Annotated in this window: 16 protein-coding genes; 11 read left to right on the plus strand and 5 right to left on the minus strand. The window is 60.9% G+C overall.

Going from position 1 to position 20,561, the window contains the following annotated elements; all coding sequences use genetic code 11:
* Both KDL09_RS23195 and KDL09_RS23200 read right to left on the minus strand, forming a co-directional pair.
* Positions 1-783 carry a hypothetical protein gene (locus KDL09_RS23195; RefSeq protein WP_294390605.1) on the minus strand — a complete coding sequence of 261 codons (783 nt, stop codon included), beginning with the start codon at positions 781-783 and terminating at the stop codon, positions 1-3.
* Between the two features lie 102 nt (positions 784-885).
* Positions 886-1,608, minus strand: coding sequence for a HAMP domain-containing sensor histidine kinase (locus KDL09_RS23200; protein ID WP_294390607.1), 723 nt, complete (start codon positions 1,606-1,608; stop codon positions 886-888).
* Positions 1,609-1,741: 133 nt separating this feature from the next.
* On the opposite strand from KDL09_RS23200, the gene KDL09_RS23205 reads away from it, so the two are divergent.
* The 7 genes from KDL09_RS23205 (at position 1,742) to KDL09_RS23235 (ending at position 13,887) form a co-directional block, all read left to right on the plus strand.
* Positions 1,742-2,635, plus strand: a complete 894-nt coding sequence (locus tag KDL09_RS23205) for an ABC transporter ATP-binding protein (RefSeq protein WP_294390609.1) — start codon at positions 1,742-1,744, stop codon at positions 2,633-2,635.
* Positions 2,632-3,477 (plus strand): ABC transporter permease, encoded by an 846-nt coding sequence (locus KDL09_RS23210; protein ID WP_294390613.1) that lies wholly within the window; start codon positions 2,632-2,634, stop codon positions 3,475-3,477. Before KDL09_RS23205 ends, KDL09_RS23210 begins: the two co-directional genes overlap by 4 nt.
* Positions 3,474-4,322: a pantoate--beta-alanine ligase gene (panC, locus tag KDL09_RS23215; protein WP_294390616.1), complete on the plus strand. Its 849-nt coding sequence runs from the start codon at positions 3,474-3,476 to the stop codon at positions 4,320-4,322. The genes KDL09_RS23210 and panC overlap by 4 nt, the downstream gene beginning before the upstream one ends.
* A gap of 38 nt (positions 4,323-4,360) precedes the next feature.
* Positions 4,361-4,690, plus strand: a complete 330-nt coding sequence (locus KDL09_RS23220) for a hypothetical protein (RefSeq protein ID WP_294390618.1) — start codon at positions 4,361-4,363, stop codon at positions 4,688-4,690.
* Positions 4,691-4,740: 50 nt separating this feature from the next.
* Positions 4,741-7,779 carry a PSD1 and planctomycete cytochrome C domain-containing protein gene (locus tag KDL09_RS23225; RefSeq protein WP_294390625.1) on the plus strand — a complete coding sequence of 1,013 codons (3,039 nt, stop codon included), beginning with the start codon at positions 4,741-4,743 and terminating at the stop codon, positions 7,777-7,779.
* A 62-nt stretch (positions 7,780-7,841) separates the two neighbouring features.
* The gene (locus KDL09_RS23230; protein WP_294390627.1) at positions 7,842-10,049 is read left to right on the plus strand and encodes a copper-translocating P-type ATPase; all 2,208 of its coding nucleotides are present in this window, start codon (positions 7,842-7,844) and stop codon (positions 10,047-10,049) included.
* A 97-nt stretch (positions 10,050-10,146) separates the two neighbouring features.
* Positions 10,147-13,887: a serine/threonine-protein kinase gene (locus KDL09_RS23235; RefSeq protein ID WP_294390630.1), complete on the plus strand. Its 3,741-nt coding sequence runs from the start codon at positions 10,147-10,149 to the stop codon at positions 13,885-13,887.
* A gap of 6 nt (positions 13,888-13,893) precedes the next feature.
* Here KDL09_RS23235 and KDL09_RS23240 read toward each other — a convergent pair whose 3' ends face one another.
* Both KDL09_RS23240 and KDL09_RS23245 read right to left on the minus strand, forming a co-directional pair.
* On the minus strand, positions 13,894-15,504 hold the full coding sequence (locus KDL09_RS23240) for an ABC-F family ATP-binding cassette domain-containing protein (protein ID WP_294390632.1): 1,611 nt from the start codon (positions 15,502-15,504) through the stop codon (positions 13,894-13,896).
* Between the two features lie 12 nt (positions 15,505-15,516).
* On the minus strand, positions 15,517-16,065 hold the full coding sequence (locus KDL09_RS23245; protein ID WP_294390634.1) for a transcription termination/antitermination NusG family protein: 549 nt from the start codon (positions 16,063-16,065) through the stop codon (positions 15,517-15,519).
* Between the two features lie 127 nt (positions 16,066-16,192).
* Between KDL09_RS23245 and KDL09_RS23250 the strand changes: the two genes are divergently transcribed.
* Genes KDL09_RS23250 through fmt form a run of 4 tightly spaced genes read left to right on the plus strand, consistent with a single transcriptional unit; the run spans position 16,193 to position 19,275 of the window.
* Complete coding sequence (locus tag KDL09_RS23250) at positions 16,193-16,783, plus strand: hypothetical protein (RefSeq protein ID WP_294390638.1); 591 nt, start codon at positions 16,193-16,195, stop codon at positions 16,781-16,783.
* Positions 16,783-17,676 (plus strand): glycosyltransferase family 9 protein, encoded by an 894-nt coding sequence (locus KDL09_RS23255; RefSeq protein ID WP_294390640.1) that lies wholly within the window; start codon positions 16,783-16,785, stop codon positions 17,674-17,676. Before KDL09_RS23250 ends, KDL09_RS23255 begins: the two co-directional genes overlap by 1 nt.
* 25 nt (positions 17,677-17,701) lie before the next feature.
* A complete protein-coding gene (locus KDL09_RS23260) occupies positions 17,702-18,337 on the plus strand; it encodes a nucleoside monophosphate kinase (RefSeq protein WP_294390642.1) in 636 nt (211 codons plus the stop codon).
* Positions 18,338-18,345: 8 nt separating this feature from the next.
* The gene (fmt, locus tag KDL09_RS23265; protein WP_294390645.1) at positions 18,346-19,275 is read left to right on the plus strand and encodes a methionyl-tRNA formyltransferase; all 930 of its coding nucleotides are present in this window, start codon (positions 18,346-18,348) and stop codon (positions 19,273-19,275) included.
* A 6-nt stretch (positions 19,276-19,281) separates the two neighbouring features.
* Here fmt and KDL09_RS23270 read toward each other — a convergent pair.
* Positions 19,282-20,561 (minus strand): VCBS repeat-containing protein (locus KDL09_RS23270; RefSeq protein WP_294390647.1); only part of this gene is annotated, 1,280 nt, incomplete at its 5' end.

Here is a 20,561-nt window from a genome sequence, read left to right on the forward strand (position 1 = left end):
TTAGCGAAAGACGCGCAACACGTTGCCAAACGACCCGATTCCCACACCGACATGGATGCCATGGCCGACGTTCCAGTTCCCGATGATGCTGGAGCCGTACCTTGGCGCGTAGCCTCCTCCATAGTAATAGCCGCCATACGGGTAGCCACCGTATGAATAGCCGCTGTAATACGGGTAGCCGTATCCATATCCCGAATAGTAGCCGCCCGCGGGATAAGAGCCTCCACCGTAGCGATAGGGATAGTTGCTCCAGCGCGAAAAACTGCCGTTCCGATAAGAACTGCCCCCGACTGCCGGGCCCGTGATCGGAGTGCCAACCCAAGAGGGTGTCTGGGTGCTCGCCACTGTCAGTTTCTCTCCCGGCAGCGCGACCGACATCGGTGGTGTGGCTGCAGTTTGAGTGGTCGCGATTTGTCGTGCGGCGGCGAGGTAGCTGGCCTCCGCCATTTGCGCTTCCATCAGTCTTTCCTGCATCGCCGCTTCCTGTTGTTTCTGGCGTTCTTTCTCCGCTTTGCGGAGGGCCGCCTGTTCCTTTTGATAAGCGGCCTCAGCCTTCGGATCGTAGCGGAGTTCACGCCGCAGGCCGTCAGGCAGGTCTTTGAAGGCGATTTTCGCCGCCCCGTTTCGGTGGGTGAAGCTCACGCCGTCGGGATAGACGTGCATCACTTTGCATTCGTAGAACGACTTTCCGTCACGGGTGGTGATGGTGTCGTAGCTTTTCGGAGCGGCCACGGCTGGAATCACGCTCAACAGCAGGGCGATGAACAAAGCGGATCGTTTCATGAGAGACCTCCAAGGGGTGATGTTCGATATAGACAACGAAGGCGGGGCCAACGTTGCATCGCAGGAAATGTCCAAAACTCAAAAAACGTCCCGAACGAGGCCTCAGGCCATCGGGCAGCTTAGCCAGAACGTCGTCGTGTTGTTCTCAGAGGCCACGCCGATCTGGATGTTCATTTGATGACTGAGCATCGCGGCGATCGTCAGGCCGAGGCCGAGGTGATTGCTGTTCTTCGAGCCATGGAACGGACGAAAAATCTCCTGCATCTTTTCTGGAGCGATCTGTGAGCCCGTGTTGCTCACCAGAATGTCCACGCGGCGCTGTTCGGCCGGTGTGATCGACCCAGGACCGCAGATCTTCAGCGCACAGCGTCCGGCACCCTTCGATGCGGCTTCCGCGGCGTTTTTCAGCAACTCCGTGAGGATGTCTTTGAACTTGGTCGGATCCACGATGACCGGCGGCAGGTTTGGCTGCACGTCGGCTTCCAGTTGCACGCTTTCCTTTTGGAAGGGCTCCATCACGGCGCCTTCGATTACGGGGAGGTATTCGTTGAGACTCAGCGATTGCAGGCTGATCTTCGCGCAGCCCCCGGCGGAGCGGATGCGCTCGCTCAAATTCGTCACGCCCACGGATGCCTCGCGGATGTGCTGCATGTTTTCGCTCACACTCGGATCGAGGTCGTCCGTCATCAAAATCAGACTGCTGAAGCCCTGGATCACCGCCAGCAGGTTGTTCAGCTTGTGAGTCAGTCCGCGCAGCAGTTCCTGGTGGAAGCCTTCGCTGTGTTCTTGGCCGAGATTGAGTGACGTGGGGAAATAAAACTGCATGGCAAGGGGGACGTGGACAGGCCGGAGTAATGCAGTCGGGCGGCGGCGGTGTAAACGCGAATTTGGCGACTTCTTCCGTGCGACGCGACGAAAAACTGGTATCGGCACCAGCATCTCGCCACTGTCGCTCGCCATGGCTCTCCTCGAAGTAAAACATCTCACCAAGCGCTGGCCCACCGGGCGTCTGGCGCTTGATGACGTGAGCTTTGAAGTTCGCGAGGGAGAAATCCTTGGCCTCCTTGGCCACAATGGCGCGGGCAAGAGCACCATCATGGGCGTCACGCTCGGCATGGTGCGGCCGGATGCGGGTGAAGTGCGCATCGGCGGACGCAGCGTGCAGAAAAACCGTGATTCGGCGCTTCAGCAGATTGGTGCGATCTACGAGGCTGCGGTGTTTTACGAATATCTCAGCGGATGGCAAAACCTGCGCGTGCTCTGCTCGCTCTCCGGCTGGTGGGACGAGGCGGAGGTGAAACGCGTCGTCCAGATGGTCAATCTCAACCGGGCCATTCAGCAGAAAACCGCCACCTACAGCCATGGCATGCGTCAGCGTCTCGCGCTTGCCCAGGCGATGCTGCCGCAGCCAAAAATTTTGCTCCTCGACGAGCCGACCGACGGTCTCGACCCCGAAGGCATCCGCGAATTCCGCGAACTTATCCTGCATCTGCGCAAGCATCACGGCATGACGATCATGCTCAACTCCCATCTCCTCGGTGAAGTCGAGCAGATGTGCGACCGTTGTGTCATCCTGAAGGACGGCAAAAAAGTTTTCGAAGGCTCTGTCCCCTCGCAGGAAAAGTCCCGTCGCATCTATCAGCTCGACACCAGCGATATAGGCCTTGCGCGAGAGGTGCTCGACCGCTGTGGTGCCACGATGGACAAGCACGGCATCGTCGAAGTGCCGCTCAACATGGAGCCGCATGAACTCGTCGCCGCGCTGGTGAACGGCAAGGTGCAGGTCAACACCTGGCAGCCGCACCGGCGCACGCTGGAGGAACTTTACATGGGACTCTCCTCGAAATCATGACGCTCTTCTTCCAGCAGTGGTATGGCGAGCTGTTGAAGCTCTTCGCACGTCGGCGCACCTACATCGGCTTCGGTGCGTTTGTGGCATTGGAGATGATCATCCTGCTGCTCATCAAACGATTCGGCATGGGACCTATTCAAAGGGCCATCGCCGGCTCCGGGCAGAGCTTCGAGTACTATTTTTCTGCGCTCACCGTGGCGAGCACGGTCATGGGCTTCTCCGTCTTCTTGCTTGGGGCTTTGTTTCTGAGCCTCGTCGCCGGTGATATCGTCGCCAAGGAAGGCGAGGACGGCCACATGCGGCTTTTGCTCGCGCGGCCCGTCAGTCGTTTTCGTCTGCTGCTGCTCAAATACCTCACCTGCACCGGCTACGCGTTCTTTTTGATCCAGTTTCTCGCCTGGACGTCCTTTCTGCTCGGCCTCGTGTTGCGCGGCTGGGGCGGTGGTTATTTTGCCATTGTGCCAGAGGTGTCTGTTGTGGCGTTTTATGACTGGGGGCCGGGTCTGGAGCGCTACGCCCTGAGTTCGCTCTATCTCGGTCTCAGCATGACCACAATCAGCAGCATCGCCTTTTTTCTCTCCTGCTTCCGCATCAAGCCGGCGGCAGCCACCATCGGTGCGCTCACTTACATCCTGGTGGACTTCATCATGCGCAACAGCGGCTTCATGGAGAGCTACCAGCACTTGCTCGTCACCAAGCACATGGCCTGCTGGGGCCGCATCCTCGCTGAAAACATCGACTGGCCGCTCATCTGGCGTGGCTACGCGGCCATCTTTGCGGTAAACATCACGCTTTTCACCCTGGGCTACGCCGTTTTCGAATCCAGAGATCTAAAATCATGAACGTCATCAACAACATCCGCCAGCTCCGTTCCTGGAGCTCCATCAACAAAGGTACGCGCTGTGTCTTTGTCCCGACCATGGGTGCATTGCACGACGGGCACGCCACTCTCATCCGCGCTGCACGTGAGATCGCCGGCCAGAACGGCAATGTCGCCGTCAGCATCTTCGTCAATCCGCTCCAGTTCGGACCCGGCGAGGATTTTGGAAAGTATCCGCGCACGCTCGTTGAGGACCTTGCACTCGCACGCGACAACGGTGCGGACATGATCTTCGCCCCCAAGGCGGAGGAGCTCTTTCCGGCGGACCGTAGCATTGTCCTTCGCGAGACCAGCCTCTCTCAGTTTCTCTGCGGCGCCAGCCGCCCCGGTCATTTCGATGGCGTCTGCACCGTCGTCACGAAGCTCTTCAATCTCGTTCAGTGCGACGACGCCGTCTTCGGCAAAAAGGACTACCAGCAGTTCGCCATCATCCGCCGCCTCGTGCGCGACCTCGACTTTAATGTCGTGCTTCATGGCATCGAGACCGTGCGTGAAGCGGACGGTCTTGCCATGAGCAGCCGCAACCGCTACCTCAACGACGAAGAACGTGCTCAGGCCCCGGCCATCCGCGCGGCGCTGGTCGCTGCACGCGATGCGTGGAAAAATGGCGAACGCGATCCTGCGGTGCTGCCCGCACTCATCACCAGGCATCTTCAGGAGCACGCCCCGCTCGGCCGCATCGACTACGTTTCCGCCGTCGATGCCAACTCCCTGCAAGCCGTCTCCGCCACCACGGAGCTTGTGGTCATTGCGGCCGCCGTCTTCTTCGGGACCACGCGTCTCATTGACAACATCGAGCTGAAGTAGCAGAACGAATTCATTCGCTCGTCGATTCTGCGTGCCCAATGTCCGAACTCCTCTCCAACCACTCCGCCGAAGGCTATGACCTTGAGGTCGTGCGCCGTGTCTGGAGCCTCGCGCAGACAATTCCTGGCAATGATCCCGAAGTGTGGCGCAAGGACGAGTTCGGCGCCTGGATCCATCGTGCCGATTATCGCAACCGTCATTCCGACTTTGGCTGGGAGATCGCCGACTACGGCTTCAGCCGCCGGGGCATGGGCCTCGCCTCCCTGCGCCCCATGCAGTGGCAGAACTACCTCGATTTCATGGTCGCCGCGCGCAACCAGGCCGTTGTGACCGCAGACGGCCTGCGCAACGCCCGCCGTCTGCTCTGATCGGGGCCTCTCGAAAGTCCATCGTGTGCGCAGTCGTTGTTACCCCACACATGATTCGCTCCGTTTTCATCTCGATCCTCGCAGCCGCCTCCGTGCATGCTGCGGGCACCGACTTTGCCAGGGACGTCTTTCCCGTCCTTCAGCGCGCCTGTTTCGAGTGTCATGGCGCCGAAAAGCACAAGGGTGACCTTCGTCTCGACTCCGCCTCGCCGAAGCATGTCGAAATTGGCAGCGACCTGCTTCGCCGTATCGCTCTGCCCAAGGAAGACAAGGAGGCCATGCCTAGGCGGGGCGACCGTCTCACCGCCGTTGAAATTGGTCATCTCCGCGACTGGATCACCGCAGGCGCCAAGTGGCCCGACAAGCTCGAAACGCTCAGGCACTGGAGCTACATTCCACCCCGGCGCCCTGCGTTGCCCGATGTTCAAAACAAGGCGTGGCTGAAAAACGAGATCGACTCTTTCGTCACTGCGAAGCTGGAAGACGCGAAGCTCTCTCCATCGCCAGAAGCGAGTCCTGAAATCCTCATCCGTCGTCTGTCGCTCGATTTGACCGGCCTTCCTCCGACGCCCGCCGAGGTGGACCAGTTCGTCAACGAGTGCCGTTCGGGTTCGTCATTCGTCATTCGGAATTCGTCCTTGGAGAAGCTCGTGGACCGCCTTCTTGCTTCCCGTGACTTCGGTGTTCGCTGGGCCCGTCCGTGGCTCGATCTCGCGCGCTACGCCGACTCGCATGGCTTCCAGCGCGACGACCTGCGTGACATCTGGGCCTACCGCGACTGGGTCGTGAACGCGCTCAACGCGAACATGCCGTTCAATCAGTTCACGCTCGAACAAATCGCCGGCGATCTGCTGCCCAACGCCACGCCGGATCAAATCATCGCCACCGGTTTTCATCGCTGCACACCCACCAACGTCGAAGCCGGCACCGAACCCGAAGAGAGCCGCATCAATCAGGTCATCGACCGCGTCAACACCACCGGCGCCGTCTGGCTCGGCACCACGCTCGAGTGTGCCCAGTGCCACAATCACAAGTACGATCCCTTCAGCCAGCGCGACTACTACTCGCTGCTGGCCTACTACAACAACACCGAGATGGAGGCCGACCGCACCAAGGCCACCGTCCCGGGCTCCATCCAGTTCAAAGGCAGCCCCTACAAGATCGACGACTCTGGTCGTGAAGCCGAGCGTCGCCAGCTCGCGGCACAGATGAAGACGCTCGATGCTCAGATCACCGCACGGCAGCGGCAGATCGCCGTTGCTGGTGATAAAAGTGGAAACCCGGCTGCTGCAGGATCGCCTCAAATCGATTCGGCCAATCGTGTCCAGCCGCTCAGTCCTTCCGCTTTCATCACGGAGAGCGACGCCGAATCGGAACTGCAGTCCGACGGCAGCGTGCTTCTAACAGGTCCAGTTCCCGAAAAAGACACCTACACGTTCGAAACCGATCTTAGCGCCGGTGAATTGAGCGGCCTCATGCTGGAAGCCCTCACCCATGCCTCCATTCCTGGCGACGGCCCCGGCCGCGGCGGTGAGAATCGTCCGAACTTCGTGCTCCACACCTTCGACTGCACGCTCACCACGCCCGACGGCAAAAAGCAGCCGCTGTCCTTCAAGTCCGCGTATGCCGATTACTCGCAGGGCGGTTACGTCGTCACCAGCCTCATCGGCAAAGGAGAGAAGAAAGGCTGGGCCATCGGCCGTCGCTTTGGCGAACCCCATTGGGCTGCGTTTGAACTAGCCAAACCGATCCCGATTCCTGCTGGTTCGAAGCTCAGCATCCGCATGGAGCAGAATTTCGGCAACGGCCTCGTCATGGGCTGTCTGCGCATCTCTCGCATCACCGGTGATGTCGCCTCCTGTCTGCCCGAGGTCGTGGAACCCGAACCCGTCGCCAAACAACGGGGCAAAAGCAAGGTGGCACCCGCCGCGAAGCCGCGGGACAAGCAGCTCGCCCAGCTCGAAAAGCAGAAGACTGCGCTGCAGAAGCAGATCACCGCTCTCGCCGCACCCACCACCGAGGTGATGCGTGAACTCCCGCAGCCGCGCATGAGCACCATTTTCAAACGCGGTGTTTACACCGATCCGGCCGACCCCGTCACGCCGACCGTGCCTGCTGTCTTCAATTCCAAACTCGCCGGTCCTCCGAATCGCATCACGCTCGCCAAGTGGCTGGCGAGTCGTGACAACCCGCTCGTCGCACGTGTCACCGTGAACCGCTGGTGGGCAGAGTTTTTTGGCCATGGCATCGTCGGCACGCTCGAAGATTTTGGCATCAAAGGCGCGCCGCCCAGCCATCCCGAGCTGCTCGACTGGCTCGCCGTCGAGTTCATGGACAGCGGCTGGGACATGAGGCACCTGCTCAAGAAGATTGTCATGAGCGCAGCCTACCGACAGAGCTCGCATTCAACGGATGCCGTGGCTCAGCAGACCGATCCGCAGAACACACTCCTCTGGCATGGCCCGCGTTTCCGACTCGACGCCGAACTCATTCGTGACAACGCGCTCGCCATTGCCGGACTGCTCAATCTGGAGCAGGGGGGGACTCCCATTCGTCCGCCGCAGCCAGACGGCCTTTGGCAGAAAGTCGGCGGCCAGCAGTACAACTACGTGGTCAGTCCTGGTGCGGAGAAATATCGCCGTGGTCTCTACGTCGTGCTGAAGCGCGGTTCGCCCTATCCGAGCTTCATGAACTTCGACGCCAGCGCTCGCATGGCCTGCGTGGTGCGCCGTTCGCGCAGCAACACGCCGCTTCAGGCGCTCACGCTGCTCAACGATCCCGTCTATGTCGAAGCCGCCAAGGCCTTTGCGCGTCGCATCGTTGTCGAATCACCCAGCCAGGACCTCGATTCTCGTCTGCAGCACGCCTATCGCATCGCTCTGGCACGTGCGCCGCAGCCGGAAGAACTGCGAGTCCTCAAATCATTGTGGGAAACCCAGTTCGAAGCCGCCAAGGGGGATGCGAAGGGCACCCAGGAACTCAGCAACGGTTTCGAACTTCCGAAGAATCTTCCGGCCGCCGACTTCGCCGCCTGGTATGCCGTGGCGAGCGCGATTCTCAATCTTGACGAGTGCATCACGAAAGGCTGACACGGCATTCGCCAAGAATAGGCTGGTGATGGCGTTCTTTGTGCGGCTAATTTACTGCTGCCATGCTTCCCAATGCGCCGACATCCTGCTCGCACTGCTCCTCGGAAGAGAAGCAGCCGACAGCTGTGGTGAAGAGCGATGCGTCTTTGCCGCCTGCCTATATCTGCCCGATGTGCGAGGGCGTCGGTTCCGACAAACCGGGCGCCTGCCCCCATTGTGGCATGGCTTTGCAGAAAAACCCGCTCGCCAAACGCAACGAGCCCGAATGCTGCGGCGATGGCGGTGACCACGAGGTGCGTGACCTGTGGTGGCGCGTGCGCTGGAGCGCTGCGATGACCACGCCGGTGGTGCTGCTCTCGATGGGCATGGGTCTGCCGGTCATCCGCGATATTCCTCATGATGCTTCCGGTTGGATGCAGTTTGTGTGGGCCACGCCGGTCGTGTTCTGGGTCGGGTGGCCGCTGCTGGCGCGTTTCGCCAATTCGGCGCTCACGCTGCGGTTCAACATGTTCACGTTGATCGGTCTCGGTGTGCTTGCGGCGTGGACCTATAGTGTTGTTGCATTGGCGGTGCCGCAGTGGCTGCCGCATCAGGCCACGCATGGTGGGATGACACTCTACTTTGAAAGTGCCGCCGTCATCACCGTGCTCGTCTTGCTCGGCCAGCTTCTCGAGTTGCGTGCCCGCAATGCGACAGGTTCGGCGATTCGTGCTTTGATGAGCCTGACGCCAAAGACGGCGCTGCTAGTGCGTGATGGCAGCGAAGTCGAAACCCCCGTCGAAGAGATCCAGATCGGCGACGTGCTGCGCATCAAACCGGGCGCGAGCATTCCTGTGGACGGCATCGTGACCGAGGGCAGCTCTGCTGTGGATGAAGCAATGCTCACCGGTGAATCAATGCCGCAGGAGAAAGGGGTCGGTGCTGCGGTCACCGGCGGAACAGTGAACGGCAACGGCACCTTCCTCATGCGTGCCGAACGTGTCGGTGCGAACACGCTGCTGAGCCAGATCGTGGACATGACGGCCAAAGCCCAGGCCAGCCGAGCTCCCGTACAGCGTCTGGCGGATCGTGTGTCGTCCTGGTTTGTGCCGGCGGTGGTGGGTGTCGCTGCGCTGACGTTTTTGCTGTGGTGGCAGTTTGGGCCGCAGCCGTCTTTTGCTTTTGCCGTGACGAATGCCGTGGCGGTTTTGATCATCGCCTGTCCGTGCGCGCTGGGTCTGGCGACACCGATGGCCGTCACCGTCGGACTGGGGCGCGGCGCGCAGATGGGCGTGCTGATCAAGAATGCCGAGACGCTCGAACGACTGCAGGAAATCGACATCGTGATGCTCGACAAGACCGGCACGCTCACCGAGGGCAAACCGACCGTGACGGAAATTTTTCCGCTGCCGGGTCTGTCCGCGCGCGACCTGCTTGCCTGCGCCGCCGCAGTCGAGGCGATGAGCGAGCATCCGCTCGCCACCGCGATCGTCAATGCCGCGAAGGAGCGCAACATTCCGATTGCCGCCGCCACCAATTTTCAGTCCATCACCGGAGGTGGGGTGCTGGGCGATGTCGGCGAAAACGAGGTCTTTATCGGCCAGGAGACCTTCTTGAAGAAAAACGGCGTCTTTGTCAGCGCGGAATGTCATTCGCGATCGGTGCAGATGCAGGCGGAGGGCTGCACGGTGGTCATTGTCGTGCTTAATGAGAAACCGCTCGGAATCATCGCCATCAAAGACAAGGTCAAGGAAACCACGCCTGCAGCCATCGAGGCGTTGCACGCCTTCGGTTTGAAGCTGCAGATGATCACGGGAGACGCGTTGGCCACGGCACAGCGTGTCGCCAAGGATCTGGGCATCGACGAAGTGGCCGCCGAGGTCTCGCCGAAGGAGAAGCTGCTGCACGTCTATCAGGCGAGGGGGAAGGACCGGCACGTTGCATTTGCAGGCGACGGCATCAACGACGCGCCAGCCCTCGCCGCCGCCGATGTTGGTATCGCGATGGGCACCGGCACCGAGGTCGCGATCCAAAGCGCCCCTGTCACGCTCTTGAAGGGCGATCTGCGCGCCCTTCATCATGCCTTCGCGCTCAGCCGGGCCACGATGAAGGTCATCCGCCAGAATCTCATGTTCGCCTTTCTCTACAACGGACTCGGCATCCCTCTCGCCGCCGGTCTGCTCTATCCGCTCACCGGGTGGCTCCTGAATCCCATGATCGCGAGTGTGGCGATGTCCCTGAGCAGTGTGTCGGTGATTTTGAACAGCCTGCGGCTGAGGCGGTTCAAGTAGAGACTGTTGGAGCTTCTTTTCTGCGCCGGCGGAATCACAAGGCTTGCCCGCGTCGTCGTTCTCTGAAACAGTGTCCGAGTATTTCTTTTTCCCGCCCGTGAAACCTGATTCGGACAAGCCCGCAACACCGCCCTCGAAAGACGAGGATGAGAAGTTCATGCCTCCTGAGGAGACACCGACAGGGATGGTGACGCTCGGACCGGAAGACGCAACGATCGCGATCCCGAATCCCGGCCGCAGCACGCCGCCGCCCGCGTCGCCGAAGCCTCCGGCCGAAGAGACTGCGACGGGAATGATCACGCTGGGGCCCGAAGACCAGACCATTGCCATTCCGAATCCAAGCCGTGCGCTTCCGGCTGCGACGATGGGCTCGCGGCCGCCGGCATCCTTGGGCGACACGGGAAACATCACGCTCGGGCCGGAGGATCAGACGATCGCAATTCCGACGAACAAGCAGCCGACCATTCACCCCACCATGCCCGGAGCGGCCACGCTGCCGAGTCACGGCGGGCTTCCCGCCGCCACCGCTTCGTCGATGGCGTCCATGGGGACGACTTCGAAGCCGCGTTCCCACATGGAATCGCTCACCGGAAACGACGGCTGGATTGGCGATCGTTACCGGCTGCTCGACAAGCTGGGCGAAGGCGGCTTCGGTGTCGTCTATCGCGCCGAGCAGGTGAAGCCGATCCACCGCATCGTGGCGATCAAGATCGTGAAGGCCGGTGTGACGTCTTCGGACATTCTCGGACGATTTGCCATCGAGCAGCGCACGCTCGCCATCATGGAGCATCCGAACATCGCGCGCATTCTGGATGCCGGCGAGACGGACATCGGCGCTCCCTATTTCGTGATGGAGATGGTGAAGGGCCGCTCCATCACCAGCTACTGCAAGCAGAACGATCTCGACCTGCGCCAGCGGCTGTCGCTTTTCATCCCTGTCTGCCGTGCGGTGAACCACGCGCATCAGAAGGGGATCATCCATCGCGACATCAAGCCCGGCAACATCATGGTGATGGACGAGGCGGGCAAGGCGGTGCCCAAGGTCATCGACTTCGGCATCGCCAAGGTTCTGGAGGGCGAGGGGTCCGGCCACACTATTGCCACCGGCGTCGATCAGCTCGTCGGCACGCCGGGTTACATCAGCCCGGAACAGATCGAGAATGGCAGCTCGCATGTGGACACGCGGTCGGATGTGTATGCGCTCGGCGGTGTGTTTTTTGAGCTGCTCTGCGGCCGGGCTCTCATCACGCCTTCCGACATCGCACAGAAGCCGATTCATATTCTGCTGCGCGATCTGGCGGAAAAGGATCCGCCGAAGCCCTCGTCCGTCGAGCCCTCGGTGCAGGGCGATCTCGACTGGATTGCGCTCAAGGCGCTCGAACGTGATCCAAACCGTCGCTACGGCAGCGCGGACGACCTGGCGGATGACATCACGCGCTATCTGAGCTTCGAGCCGATCACGGCACGTCCGCCGAGCCGGCGCTACCTGATCACCAAGTTTGTGCGCCGTCATCGTGTTGGCGTCGCAGCATCTCTTGCCATTGCCTTTGCCGTCATCGCCGGCGGTATCACCAGCACGGCGCTGTATTTCAAAGCGGAGCGCAACCGGATCGCTGCCGAGCTTGGTCGGAAAAACCTGATCAAATCCTACAGCCGCTCCGACGAGCAGATGGCACGGCAGTACACGGATCGCGGTCAGTACAACGACGCGGTCGCCTTTTTGGTGCGCTCCCTGCGCACGGATCCCACCAACGACCTCTCCTCCACAAACCTCCTCTCGCTGCTGGCCAACGTGCATCTCATTCGTCCGGACACCGCGCCGCTGGCGCTGCCGGAAGGCGCAGGAGAAGCCGCCAAAGTCGCAGTCAGCCGTGAGGCAGATACGGCGCTGGCCGTCTCGCGCATCCTGCCCAAGGGGCCTCTGGTGCCAGGAAAGCCGATGGCGATACGTGAAGTCGTTTCCGCGTGGAACATGAAGACGGGGGAACGCACCGATCATCCGGTTCCGCCCGGCATGGAGGTCACAGCTCTCGAGGTCACTCCAGACGGCCAGCAGGCGGTGATCGCGCGAGATGACGGCAATGTGGAGCTGTGGACCCTCAAGGACGGCAAGCGCCGCAATCTCCAGCCACGTCTTCCGAACATCGCAACGTGCGTCGCGTTCTCCGGCAATGGCACCAAGCTTCTCGTTGGCAGTGAGATCGATGGAGAAGGCATGGGAAACATCCATGCCTGGGATTTGCGCAAACCGCAGGAACCGGCCCTGGTGATGAAACAAAAAGGCGTGGTCGCTGAAATTGCGGTGGATGAAGACGGCGTCTTTGCCGCCTCGATTTACAGCGGTGATCCCATCAATCCGATGGGGGATGACGGTGCCGCCACCACCTGGGATCTTCGACTGGGGCAGCCTGTGGGCGATCCCATCGAAGTGGACAAGGGACTGCTGCATGTCGCCATCGAACCCAAGCACGAACTCATCGCGCTCGGCATGAACCGCGGCGAGGTTTTCGTCGGCAACTTCCGCAACGGCGGTGAGGTGCTGCCGCCGCTCGTGCATCCGTCCTCGGTGACTTCTCTGGCCTTCACCGCCGATGGCAGATCCATCGTTGTGGGGGATGGAGGCGGCTATGTCTCCGTCTGGAATCTCAGTGATGGCAAGCTCCGGTTCCCCACGCGCCAGCACGACGGTGAGATTTTGAAGGCCATGCCTGCGGCGAACACCAGCCTCATTGCAACCGTTTCCAGGAATGGAGATGTCAGCGTGTTTGATGTGCAGACCGGGGCGCTGTTGGACTCCCACATCGAGTATGTCGTCAAGGATGCCAAAATCACCCGCGACGGTTCGCTGCTGGTGCTCGCTCCCAGCGGCACTCCTTTTGTGCAGGTTTGGGACATTCATGAGCGCATGTCGGGACGCAAGTTTGTCGACATACTCGACAAGGACCTGATCACTCGTATCAAAGGCCCGGACAATTCTCCGGACCAGTTGCGTTATTCCGAGGCCGGCGGCGCCAATCGCAAAAGGACTATGTATGCCGCCGCAGATCCGGACGGGACGGTTTTCGTTTATGATGCCAAGACATTGAAGCCCCTCGGCGAACCGTTCCTTCACCCGCCGGCGGTGGGTGCGGTGACCATCACCCAGAACGAAAAACTGCTCATCACCTCCGGTCGAGATCGTGCGGTGCGTGTATGGGACATCGCCACACGGAAGAACATCGTCACCATGCAGCACGATTCGTATGTGCCGGTGCTTGCGCTGAGCCCTGACGACGAACGCCTCGTCACGGTGTCGGATGAAGGCGAGATGCGTGTGTGGAATGTGCACACGGGCGACTGTCTCACCCCGGGCATTCATGACACGCCACGCAACAGCAGCGACGAGGAGGGCATCGTGGTCGCCCGTGTGTCGGAGGACGGTCAAAGCGTGTTGTTCCGCGTTTCCGGCCACGGCTTTTTCAGTGCGCCCATGCCGCCCAGAGGCGCTCCGCTGCCCGAGTGGTTCCTAAAATTCTCCGAAGGCCTGGCGCGTCGTCATCTCACGGATGACGGACGCATCGAGGAGCTTTCGCAGGAGAACTACGAAGCCGCCGTCGCGGCCATCCCCCAGAAGCCTGCGCCTGAGGAGGAAACCGCCGTGCGATGGGCCAGATGGCTGCTCGCCGCAGCGGCCACCCGTCCGCTCTCGCCCGTGGAGGACAAGCCCTTCGACGAATACCTGCGCTCTCTCAGGGATCAGGGCTCGCCCGCCGCAGCGCGCGAACTGCTGCGCTACCGCCCGAAAGACCAGGAAGCGGCTGAAAGAGCTGCGCAGCTCAAGCCATCGTTGCCCAAATAGGCCGGCTCATCCTGCGATCACCGCCGCGCGGGCGTTCTCCTCTGCGCCGGTTTTTTCGAGGTAGTAGTCGTAGTCACCTGAGTAGGCCGTGACCTTGCCGTCGGTGATGTGGAGCACCTTTGTCGCCAGCGAGCGGATGAAGTGCACGTCATGGCTGATGAAAACGAGCGTGCCCTCAAACTTCTGTAGTGCGAGGATCAGTCCCTCGATCGCCCAGATGTCGAGATGCGTTGTCGGTTCGTCCATCAGCAGCAGATTCGGCGGATCGACGAGGAATTTGACCAGGTTGACGCGGCTCTTTTCACCTCCGCTGAGAACACGGCACTTCTTGTGCACATCTTCACGCTTGAACAGGAATGAGCCTAGAATGCTGCGGGCCTCGTCTTCGCGAATCTCCGGCGCGACGCGTTTCAACTCCTCCAGCACGCTGCAATCCGGGTCCAGCGTGTCGGCACGATGCTGGGAGAAGTAACCGAGCTTCAGGTTGGTGCCGAGCTTGCGTTCACCCTTCTGAAAGGGCACCTCGCCGGCCAGAATCTTGATCAGAGTCGATTTGCCCGCCCCATTCGGTCCCACGAGCACGGTGCGCTCGCCGCGTTCGACCTCGAGATCGAGGCCGCGATACACCTGCTTGGTGCCGTAGGCCTGATGAATGTCCGTCAGCGTGATCAACCGTTGACCGCTGCGCTGTGGCTGCGGGAAATTGAAGCGGAAGCCCTTCCGAAGCGGGCGCGGCTTGTCGAGCTTGTCCATTTTCGCGAGCTGCTTCTCGCGGCTCTGCGCCTGCGATGCTTTGGACGCCACGGAGCGGAAGCGGTCGATGAACTCCTGCATCGCCTCGATTTCCTTCTGCTGGTTCTTGTACGCCTGCATGGCGCGCTCCCAGTTCTCCTCCCGCTGCTTGAGATAGTCGCTGTAGTTGCCCTGATAGGACAGCAGCTTGCTCTCCTCGATCTCATACACCTGCTGCACCAGCTCATCCATGAAATCACGGTCATGAGAGATGATCAGCAGCGCGCCGGGGTAGTTCTTCAAATAATTGCGGAACCACATCAGCGAGAGCAGGTCGAGATGGTTCGTCGGTTCGTCGAGCAGCAGCAGGTCCGGCTCCATCACCAGCAGCCGCGTCATATGCGCACGCATCACCCAGCCGCCGCTGAACTCGCGGGCTGGCCGGTTGAAGTCCTCTTCCTTGTAGCCCAGACCCTTGAGAATGCGTTTGGCCTTGGCTTCGGTTTGCGGATCCTGCAGCGCATCGTGCTTGGCATGTGCCTCGAAGTACTCGGGACTCGAAACATCTCCTTTGGCCTCAAACTCGCGCAAAATCTTCTCCAGCGCCTCAATCTCGCCCGCCTTGCCCGTGGCGACATCCAGCACGCTCTCATCGCCGACCGGTTCGCTCTCCTGAGGCAGGAAGCCGACGGTCGTCCACTCATCACGAATGACCTCGCCAGCATCTGGCGTGTCCGTTTTGAGGATCAGCGAGAAGAGAGTCGATTTGCCGGCGCCGTTCGGACCGACGAGCGCCACGCGCTCGCCGTAGTTGATGGTCATCGACGCAGCGCTGAACAGCGTGCGGGCATTGAAGGTCTTGGTGACGTCGCGGATCGTGAGCATTGCCTGTGCGTATCACCGTGAGGCGACGACTGCACGCGGTTTGTGCTCCGTGAGGATTTTTGACATCGGCACCTCCACGGCGTTCTCGCGGCCCAGAAACTCCAGCAGTACGCGCACGCGGTCCGCCCCGCTCAGCATCGCATTCACAATTCCTTTCAGCCCGCGCATCGGCCCCTCGGTCAGCTCCACGGTGTCACCGACTTTCACGCCCACCTCCACCTCGCAGATTTCCACATCCTTCATCTCGGATTTCAGTTCCGCGATGGCCTCGTCAGGCACCGAGGTCAGGTTGCCGCCGAAATCGACCACACGGATCACGCTTTGGGAGTATTTCACGGCCCGCATGGAGTCGACGGGAACAAAACGGGCGAAAAAGTAGCTCGGGAACAGCGCCTCGACGAACCACACCTTGCCCCGACGCGTGTTGCGCTGGAAGCGGATGCGCGGGCAGTAGGTCTCCACGCCTTCCAATCCCGCCATCAGCGATGCGGCGATATGTTCGCACTTCGGCCGGGTATGCACGACATACCAGGCCGGTGTGTTTTCTTTGGCTTCTTTCATCGAAGAGAGAGTGCCTCAAACTGTCGCTGCACGACGGCGAGGCAACCTCAATCCGCCGTCCTGAACAACGGGTTTGCGCACAAGCACGGTTTGCGCCACCTGTGCGCCCGCTTTTCCGCCCCCGCGCATGTTTGCCGACCTTTACGACTATCTCTACCATCTGGCCTCCACCGGCGGCATTCCGCTGAAGGGCACCGGTATCGTCGTGGCGCTGGGGTTGATCCTCACCCACGCCTGGGCGCTCAAAAACAAGGAGAAGACCCAGGCCTTCCTGAAGGCTTTCCCACGCACCTTCAAGTGGGGCGTCATTCTGCTCACTATCGATGTCATCTGGAGCGTGTTCGCCCTGGCGAACATGGACATGGGTGAATTCTTCAACATGCGCCGCACTTTCATCATGATCACCATCGGCGGTTACGTCGCCGTGCTCATCTACGTGAAGGAGTTTCTGGCGGTTCGTGCGCTTGGTTCCCTCATGCTGCTCGTGGCGGGTCCTGTTTTGACCGCCGCATTTCTCCAGCCGCCGGTCAGCCGGCTGCTGCTTCCCATCATTGCGTATGTGTGGATCATCGTCGGCATGTTCTTCATCGGCATGCCCTTCCTGATGCGTGATTGGGTGAACTGGCTGCTCGCGAAGCCGCAGCGCTGGAATCTGGCGGTGTACTCCGGCATCGGCTACGGCGTGTTGCTGCTCGCTGCGGCGATCCTGTTTTACTGATGAAACCGCAGCCCCGCGTCCTCGTCATTCGTGGCAGTGCGATTGGCGACTTCATTCTCACCCTGCCGGCGATTCGTCTGCTGCGTGAAACCATTGCCGGCTGTCATCTCGAGGTGATCGGCTATCCCGCCATCGCCGAACTCGCACGCGCCGCCGGGCTCGCCGATTCCGTACGCAGCCTGGAGCATCGCACGATGGCCCCGTTGTTCGCCAAAACGGCGCCGATCGACGAAGCCCTCGCCGAGCACCTGCGCAGCTTCAATCTCGTGGTGAGCTTCCTCTACGACCCTGACGGCCTGTTTCGGGCAAGCATGGAACGAGTCGGCGTCAAAACGCTCATCGAATGCTCTCCGCGTGTGCAGAACGACGGCGAACACGCTTCGAAGCAGCTGGCAAAGGGTCTCGAAAAAATCGCGATGTTTCTGGAGGACGAACATCTGCAGCATGCGCACTTCGAGCGTGGACCAGAGACCATGAAGCGCATCGCCATTCACGTCGGCAGCGGCTCTGAGAAGAAAAACTGGCCGCTGGAGCAATGGCAGCGGCTTGCAGACACCTTTGCCGGTCATGAAATCGTTTTCGTCACCGGCGAGGCCGAGCAGGAGCGCGGGGTGAGGATCGAGAGCCACTCCAGCTGGCACGCGCTGCCGCTTTCCGAACTCGCCGCCCGCCTCGCCACGTGCAGCGCTTTTCTCGGTCACGACAGCGGCATCTCGCACCTGGCGGCCGCCTGTGGTGTGCCTTCTTTGCTTCTCTTTGGTCCCACAAATCCGGATGTCTGGGCGCCACCGCAGCCTTGGGTGCAGGTGTTGCGTGAAGAGAGTGGCGATCTGGCTGCGCTGGAATTCGAACGTGTGAAAATGGCCGCTGCGCAAGTTGTTGCGAAATCGTAACGTGCTAGTCTGACTTTTCGAAATCATGCCTGACGCACCTCCCCCCGAACGATTCCGCACATTCCTCATCCTTGGCGCTCCTGGCAGCGGCAAAGGTACGCAGGGCAAGGTGCTGGGATCCATTCCTCGTTTCCACCATCTCGCCTGCGGGGATGTGTTTCGCTCACTCGACACCCGCACACCGCTGGGGCAGAAGTTTGTCGAGTATTCCAGCCGCGGTGAACTCGTGCCGGATGACGTGACCGTGCAGCTCTGGAACGCCAACGTGAAGCAGCGCGTTGATTCCCACATGTTCAAGCCTGAGATCGACTTCCTCGTGCTCGACGGCATTCCACGCAATGTGGAACAGGCCAAGTTCATGGAATCGCACATCGACGTGCTGCGCGTGTTCCACCTGTCCTGCCCGGATCGCACCGAACTGGCCCGCCGCTTGCGCAAACGTGCGCTGAAGGACAACCGCTTCGATGATGCCAACGAAGCCGTCATCCAGAACCGCTTTGCCACTTACGAGGCGGAGACGAAGCCAATTCTCGATTACTATGCTGGCGACCGTATCGTGGACATCGATGCCAGCCAGGCACCAGCCAAAGTGCTCTATGACATCCTCGCCGGCGTGATGACGCTCGATGCGTGGAAGGAACTCGAGAAGATGAAGATCTAGCCGCTGCGATGCGCGTTCTGTTCATCGGCACCGGCGACATCGGCCTTCCTTCGTTGGAATGGCTGCTCACCACACCCAAGCACGAAGTGGTCGGCGTCGTCACGCAGCCGGACAAGCCCGTCGGCCGCAAGCAGGTGCTCACGCCACCACAGATCAAGGTGAGGGCCCTCGCTGTGGGCATTCAGGTCATTCAGCCGCCGAAGATTCGTCATGCCGTCGAGGAATTGAAGGCCTTCAACGCCGATGTCGCCATCGTCATCGCCTACGGCCAGATCTTGTCACGTGCCGTGCTCGATGTGCCGCCTCTCGGCTGCCTGAACGTCCACACGTCACTGCTGCCACGTCATCGCGGCGCCGCGCCGATTCAGGCTGCGATCCGCGATGGCGATGCCGAAACCGGTGTCACCATCATGTTCATGGATGAGGGCCTCGACACCGGCGACATCCTGCTGATGAAACGCCTGCCCATCGCCGATGACGATACCGGCGGCAGCCTTCACGACAAACTCGCGCAGCAAGCACCCGCTGCGCTCGAAGAAGCACTCGATCTTCTCGCCACCGGCCATCCGCCGCGTGAGAAGCAGGACGATGCGAAGGCCACGCACGTGCGCAAACTCACGCGCCAGGACGGCCGCATCAACTGGACGCGCTCCGCCATCGAACTCGGCCGCCTCATTCGTGCCTTCACCCCATGGCCGGGCACATCCTGCATGCTCAAAGACATGCAGATGAAAATTCACCGCGCTCAAGTCATTCCAAACGCCGACGCCTGCCCGTCACCCGGCACCATCGTCAGCGCCGATGCGAACGGCATTCTCGTCAGTTGCGGCAGCGGCCTCCTCAACCTGCTCGAAGTCCAAATCGAAGGCGGCAGACGTCTGTCTGCCGCCGACTTCCTGCGCGGTCACCCGTTGCAGGCGGGTGATTTGTTGCTGTAGGCCGGATTACTCCTGCACAAACAGGAACACGCCCTTCTTGTTGCCGACGAGCACGTCCTGCTTGCCGTCCTTGTTCACGTCACCGGCGGTCACCTGAGTGCCGACGCCGCTGTCGTTGTCGATTTCATGCGGGACCAAATCAGCGCCGCCTTTGCCGTCGCGCTTGATCTGGAACCAATAGAGGACGGCAGGAGCACCGGGCTCGGCGTCCTTGTTCGGGCCGTGCGCCCAGTAGCGCTTGCCGGTGATGAGATCGAGCACGCCATCGCCATCAATGTCGGCCATTGTCGTCGCGTGTGTTTGCGTGAACTTCACGCCGTGCGGGCTGTCTTCCGGCTTCTCGCCGAGAATCTGGTGCGTGACGAAGCTGCCGTCCGCCTGCTGCTCGTAATAGGCGAAGCCGTAGCCGTGTGCGTCCCAGCTCGTGAGCACGTCGTTGCGCCCGTCGCCGTTCACATCATAGACCTGCATCTGCGAGCCGCCGCGAGCACCTTCAGGCGCGAAGGGAACGGGATGGAACACCCACTCTTCGGAAGGCGTGGCGGGTTGTTCGCGCCAGCCGTCCTTGTCGAGGATGTCGGGGCGTTTGTCGCCGTTGATGTCGCCGAAACCGTAGCCGTGCGTGTAGCGGAAGTAGCGCTTGATGTCCGGCTTCGCGATCGCGTGATACGTCGCCTTCGCATCGAGATTTGACCAATCCAGCGACGCATAACCGAGACGTCCACCAGTGTGGCAGATGAGCTCCGGTTTGCCGTCGCCGTCCATGTCGCCGAGCTGCGGAGACTCGTTGTCGGTCACGTCAAAGACGATGTGACGCTTCCACGCCTCGGTGGTGCGCTTGCCAGGATTTTCATACCACGCGGTGATGTCGCCGGGCCAGGAGAAGACGAGGATGTCCATCTTGCCGTCGCTGTTAAAATCGTAGGTATAGGTCAGGAAGTAATCCGAGTAGCCGAGCGGATCCTGCGCCTTGCCTTTGAAGTCGGGCGCGGCCTCGATGAACTTCGCGTGGTTCGGCCCATAGTCTTCGTCGGTGAGCGGCTTGTTGCGGTCCGGTTTTGGCGCGTTGTAGGCGCTGCGCTCCTTGAAATCCGGTCCCCACCACACAAACGGTCCGGCGCAGATGTCGTTGTTCCCGTCCTGGTCAAAGTCGGCGAAGTGCGCGCCTTCGCACCAGAATTCGTTGGAGAGCCTGAGCTTTTTGAATTTCACGTCCGCGGCGCACAAAGGCAGCGCGAGCAGGAGGGTTGGAATGAGCAGTTTGGTCATGGTGGTTGGCAGGGAAC

The sequence above is a fragment of the Prosthecobacter sp. genome (genome assembly GCF_020439865.1).
Lineage (GTDB): Bacteria > Verrucomicrobiota > Verrucomicrobiia > Verrucomicrobiales > Verrucomicrobiaceae > Prosthecobacter.